Origin of the sequence: Ideonella azotifigens, assembly GCF_006519715.1 — a bacterium.
Lineage (GTDB): Bacteria > Pseudomonadota > Gammaproteobacteria > Burkholderiales > Burkholderiaceae_C > Ideonella > Ideonella azotifigens.
In genome coordinates, this window is the sequence record NZ_VIDT01000452.1 from 1 (window position 1) to 4,609 (window position 4,609).

A 4,609-nucleotide genomic window follows, 5' to 3' on the forward strand; every position below is an offset into this window, starting at 1 on the left:
CGGCGGGCCGGGGGATGCTGCGGCCGGCAGCACCACCCCTCATTGAAGGCCCCGGGGCTCCGGGCTCACCCTGGGCAGCGGCCTGCCGCGATGGGCGCACACTCCGCCCGTCAGTCCACCTCAATCAATCAAAGGAGCGCTTGATGGCGAACTACGTCGATGGATTCGTGATCCCGGTGCCGCTGGACAAGCTGGCCGACTACAAGAAGATCGCGCGCAAGGCCGGCAAGATCTGGAAGGAACACGGCGCGCTGCAATACGTCGAATGCGTGGCCGACGATGCCAAGCCCGGCAAGCGCACTTCGTTCCCGCAGAGCGTGAAGCTGAAGGAAGGCGAAGTGGTGATCTTCTCGTTCATCGTCTTCCCCTCGCGCAAGGAACGTGACCGCATCAACAAGCTGGTGATGAGCGATCCGCGACTGGCCGAGATGATGAACCCGGAGGCCATGCCGTTCGACGGCAAGCGCATGTTCTGGGGCGGGTTCAAGGCCTTCCTGGAACTTTGAAATCAGTCCAGCGACCGCATCAGGTCAATCGCCTGCTCAATCCGCTCCACGGCGTGAATCGTCAGGCCTTCGATGGGTTTCTTGGGCGCATTCGCCTTGGGCACCACCGCCACGCTGAAGCCCAGCTTGGCGGCCTCCTTCAAGCGATCCTGCCCGCGCGGCGCCGGCCGCACTTCGCCGGCCAGCCCGACCTCGCCAAAGGCAATGAAGCCACGCGGCAAAGGCTTGCCCCGCAACGAACTCTGGATCGCGATCAGCACCGCCAGGTCGGCCGCGGGCTCGCTGATGCGCACACCCCCCACCGCGTTGACGAACACGTCCTGGTCCATGCAGGCCACACCCGCATGCCGGTGCACCACGGCCAGCAGCATCGCGAGCCGGTCGCGGTCCAGGCCGACTGAGAGGCGCCGCGGGCTCGGACCGCCCGAGTCCACCAGCGCCTGGATCTCGACCAGCAGCGGCCGCGTGCCTTCCAGCGTCACCAGCACGCAGCTGCCAGGCACCGGCTCGCTGTGGGTGGACAGGAAGATCGCGCTGGGGTTGGACACGCCCTTGAGCCCGCGCTCGGTCATCGCGAACACGCCGATCTCGTTGACCGCGCCAAAGCGGTTCTTGATCGCCCGCACCAGCCGGAAGCTGCTGTGGGTGTCACCCTCGAAATACAGCACCGTGTCGACGATGTGTTCCAGCACGCGCGGCCCGGCCAGCGCGCCTTCCTTGGTCACATGGCCGACCAGCACGATGGCGCAGCCACCGGACTTGGCCGTGCGCGTGAGGTGCGCGGCGCACTCGCGCACCTGCGAGACCGAACCCGGCGCGCTGCTCAGTTGCTCGGAGTACATGGTCTGGATCGAGTCGATCACGCAGAAGGCCGGCCGCTCGGCCTCGATGGTGGCGAGGATCTTCTCCAGGCTGATCTCGGCCAGCACGCGCACCGCAGCGCCCGAAAGGTCCAGCCGGCGCGCCCGCAGCGCGACCTGTGCGGTGGACTCCTCGCCGGTCACATACAGCACCTTCATGCGCGAAGCCAGTGCGTCCACCGCCTGCAGCAGCAGCGTGCTCTTGCCGATGCCGGGGTCGCCGCCGATCAGCACCACGCCGCCTTCGACGATGCCGCCGCCCAGCACCCGGTCCAGTTCGTCCAGCCCGGTAGGCGTGCGCGCCACATCGCCGGCCTCGATCTCGCTCAGCGTGGCCACGGGCTGCGACTTGGCCAGCGACTGGAAGCGATTCTTGGCGGTACCGGCCGCCGGCTCGGCCACGCCTTCCTCCAGCGTGTTCCAGGCCTTGCAGTGCGGGCACTGGCCCAGCCACTTGGGGCTGGTGCCGCCGCATTCGGTACAGGTGTAGATCGTCTTGGCCTTGGACATGAGGGGCATTCTGGCAGCGCCCTAAACTCGGCTCCCCGCTTCGCAACGTCACGCCCCATGGACTTCTCGACCTGGCTCCCGTTCTTCTTCGCCACCGTGGCCATCAGCCTGTCGCCTGGCCCCGGCGCAATCGCCGCAATGGGCGCTGGCCTGAACCATGGCTTTCGCCGCGGCCAGGTCGTGGCCTTCGGTCTGGGGCTGGGTGTGATCACGCAATTGCTGGTCGTTGGCGTGGGCCTGGGCGCGCTGCTGGCCACCTCCGAGACGGCATTTGCGGTCGTCAAGTGGGTGGGCGCGGCCTACCTTGTGTACCTGGGTGTGCAGCAATGGCGCTCGCCGGCCAGCCCGATCACCGCCAAGGACGCGACCAGTGCCGACGCCGCCCAGGCCGTGAGCCGCAAGAGCATCTTCCTGCGCGGCTGGATGGTGAACGCGATGAACCCCAAGGGCACGGTCTTCCTGCTGGCCGTGCTGCCGCAGTTCATCGACATGAGCCGGCCGCTGCCGCTGCAGTACCTGCACATCGGCGCGACCTTCAGTGTGGTCGAGTTCTGCGTGATGACCGGCTACGTGGCCCTGGCCAGCAAGGTGCTGGGCCTGCTTCGCGAACCCCGCCAGATCCGCTGGATGAACCGCAGCTTCGGCAGCCTGTTCGTCGCAGCCGGCGTGTTCCTGGCGACGTTCAAGCGGGCGGCTTGAGTTGGCAGCGCTTGTTACGTCTGGTTAATCCGCCGTGGCGTGCAAGCCGCAATTGCCCTTGCCGAGTCGCCCGCTCACTGCCCAGACGCGGGAATTCATCGAAAATCCGATCCATTGGCCACCGGGGGGTGGCTTTTTCGCCTGTGGACAGGATTTGTGATGAAGAAGATTTCGATGGCCCGCATGGTTGCCTTGGCCGCCGCCACGCTGCTGAGCTCCGCCGCGATGGCTCAACAAGCGCCGAACAGCCGCCTCTATGTCAACGGCGCAGTCGGCGCCAGCCACTTCGATGCCGATTGCGCCGGCACCGAGTCGTGCGACAACTCCGGCACTGGCGCCCGCGTGATGCTGGGCTATGAGCTCGGTGGCGGCTTGGCTGGCGAAGTGGGCTACATGTCGTTTGGTGAAGCCAAGGCCACCGTCGACGGCGTGCGCGCCAAGATCGAAGCCGGCGGCTTCCTGCTGGGCGTGGCCTTCCGCGCGCCGTTTGCGCGCGACTGGGATGCCACCGCACGCCTGGGCGTGATCAGCATGAAGACCAAGGTCAGCGCGACCGACGGCGTCAACCGCGCATCCGACGACGAGACCAACACCGCCGCCTACGCCGGCCTGGGCCTGGGCTACGCGCTGAGCCCGGCGCTGCACGTCGAGTTGAACGTGGACTTCAGCCGCGCCGAATACGCGGACGCCCAAGCCGACCTGCGCAACTTCTCGGTCGGCCTGCGCTACGCGTTCTGAGCCCGAGGGCCACGCGCCCTTCGCTCGCCTGAAGCCCGCATCAGCGGGCTTTTTTCATGGCCAAGCTGCTGGGAACAGCCCTCAGAATTCCTGCACCGTCGGGCGCAGCACGATCTCGTTGATGTCCACGTCGGCCGGCTGTTCGATGGCGTAGGCAATCGCACGGGCCACCGAGCTGGCGGGGATCTGGTTGGCTTCGTAGAAGGCGTTCACGCCGGCAGAGGCTTCTGCGTCGCTGGTGCCCAGCTTCAGTTCCGAGGCCACCGCGCCAGGCGACACGATGGTCGTGCGCACGCCGGCCGGGGCTTCGGCGCGCAGGCCTTCGGAGATCGCACGCACCGCGAACTTGGTCGCGCTGTAGACCGCACCGATGGGGCTGAAGACCTTGAGGCCGGCCACCGAAGCGATGTTGACGATGTGGCCGCTGCCTTGCGCCTTCATCGTCGGCAGCACCGCGGCCACGCCGTAGAGCAGGCCCTTGATGTTGACGTCGATCATGCGGTCCCACTCGTCGACCTTGAGCTTGTCCAGCCCGGCCAGCAGCATCACGCCGGCGTTGTTGACCAGCACGTCGATGCGGCCGAAGGCCTTCAGAGCGGCGGCAGCCAGCGCGTCGAGGTCGGCACGGTGGGTCACATCGGTGGCTTGCACCACGACTTCGGCGCCAGCGTCGCGCAGCTCGGCGGCCAGCGCCTGTAGGCGGTCGACACGGCGGGCCGCCAGCACGAGGCGTGCACCGCGGGTTGCCAGCAAGCGGGCTGTGGCTTCGCCCAAGCCGCTGCTGGCACCGGTGATGACAACGACCTGGCCGCGGATGGAATCTTGGGATTGAGACATGGTGGGCTCCTGAAAGAAGGGGGTTGGAAAGACTCAGTGAAGCCAGTGTCTGATTCGCTCGAATGCTTGTATATGGAACCCTGGCGAGTTCAGAATTCCGCCATCAGGAACACCCAACCGCAACCGTGAACAATCCGCTTGAAGCCCTCCGGGTGTTTTGCTGCGCCGCGCAGGCGCGCAACTTTCGCGACGCCGCGCAGCAGCTGGCCGTCTCGCCGCAGGTGGTGACGCGCGTGGTGCGCGAGCTGGAGGACACACTGGGCGAACCGCTGTTCCACCGCAGCACACGCGGCGTGCGGCTGACGGCCTTTGGTGCCCAGCTGGTGGAACGCGCACGCAGCGCATTGGCCGGCGTGGAGGCCTTGTTCCCGGTGCGCGGCCAGCCGGGTCAGGTCAACGAGACGACCAGCGGGCTGGTGCGGGTGACAGCGCCACGCTTCCTGGGCCGCGCGCCTTTGA

Annotated in this window: 6 protein-coding genes; 4 read left to right on the top strand and 2 right to left on the bottom strand. The window is 67.1% G+C overall.

The window, feature by feature from the left end:
• The first annotated feature begins 143 nt into the window (after positions 1–143).
• The gene (locus FKP22_RS21690; protein WP_141289769.1) at positions 144–506 is read left to right on the top strand and encodes a DUF1428 domain-containing protein; all 363 of its coding nucleotides are present in this window, start codon (positions 144–146) and stop codon (positions 504–506) included.
• 2 nt (positions 507–508) lie between these two features.
• Here FKP22_RS21690 and radA read toward each other — a convergent pair whose 3' ends face one another.
• Entirely contained in the window at positions 509–1,876 is a 1,368-nt protein-coding gene (radA, locus tag FKP22_RS21695; protein ID WP_141289770.1) for a DNA repair protein RadA, read from the bottom strand.
• A gap of 57 nt (positions 1,877–1,933) precedes the next feature.
• Here radA and FKP22_RS21700 point away from each other — a divergent pair, with 57 nt between their 5' ends.
• Together FKP22_RS21700 and FKP22_RS21705 are read left to right on the top strand one after the other, a co-directional pair.
• Complete coding sequence (locus FKP22_RS21700) at positions 1,934–2,575, top strand: LysE family transporter (protein WP_141289771.1); 642 nt, start codon at positions 1,934–1,936, stop codon at positions 2,573–2,575.
• 159 nt (positions 2,576–2,734) lie between these two features.
• Positions 2,735–3,313 carry an outer membrane beta-barrel protein gene (locus tag FKP22_RS21705; protein ID WP_141289772.1) on the top strand — a complete coding sequence of 193 codons (579 nt, stop codon included), beginning with the start codon at positions 2,735–2,737 and terminating at the stop codon, positions 3,311–3,313.
• Between the two features lie 81 nt (positions 3,314–3,394).
• On the opposite strand, the gene FKP22_RS21710 is transcribed toward FKP22_RS21705, so the two are convergent.
• Entirely contained in the window at positions 3,395–4,150 is a 756-nt protein-coding gene (locus tag FKP22_RS21710) for an SDR family oxidoreductase (protein WP_141289773.1), read from the bottom strand.
• Positions 4,151–4,275: 125 nt separating this feature from the next.
• Between FKP22_RS21710 and FKP22_RS21715 the strand changes: the two genes are divergently transcribed.
• Positions 4,276–4,609, top strand: a 334-nt coding sequence (locus FKP22_RS21715) for a LysR family transcriptional regulator (protein WP_141289774.1), incomplete at its 3' end; no start/stop codon positions are given.

Excerpts from the sequence above, each read along its gene's own strand:
- FKP22_RS21700 (WP_141289771.1), top strand. The coding sequence starts at position 1,934 with ATGGACTTCTCGACCTGGCTCCCGTTCTTCTTCGCCACCGTGGCCATC.
- FKP22_RS21705 (WP_141289772.1), top strand. The coding sequence starts at position 2,735 with ATGAAGAAGATTTCGATGGCCCGCATGGTTGCCTTGGCCGCCGCCACG.
- radA (WP_141289770.1), bottom strand. The coding sequence starts at position 1,876 with ATGTCCAAGGCCAAGACGATCTACACCTGTACCGAATGCGGCGGCACC.
- FKP22_RS21710 (WP_141289773.1), bottom strand. The coding sequence starts at position 4,150 with ATGTCTCAATCCCAAGATTCCATCCGCGGCCAGGTCGTTGTCATCACC.
- FKP22_RS21690 (WP_141289769.1), top strand. The coding sequence starts at position 144 with ATGGCGAACTACGTCGATGGATTCGTGATCCCGGTGCCGCTGGACAAG.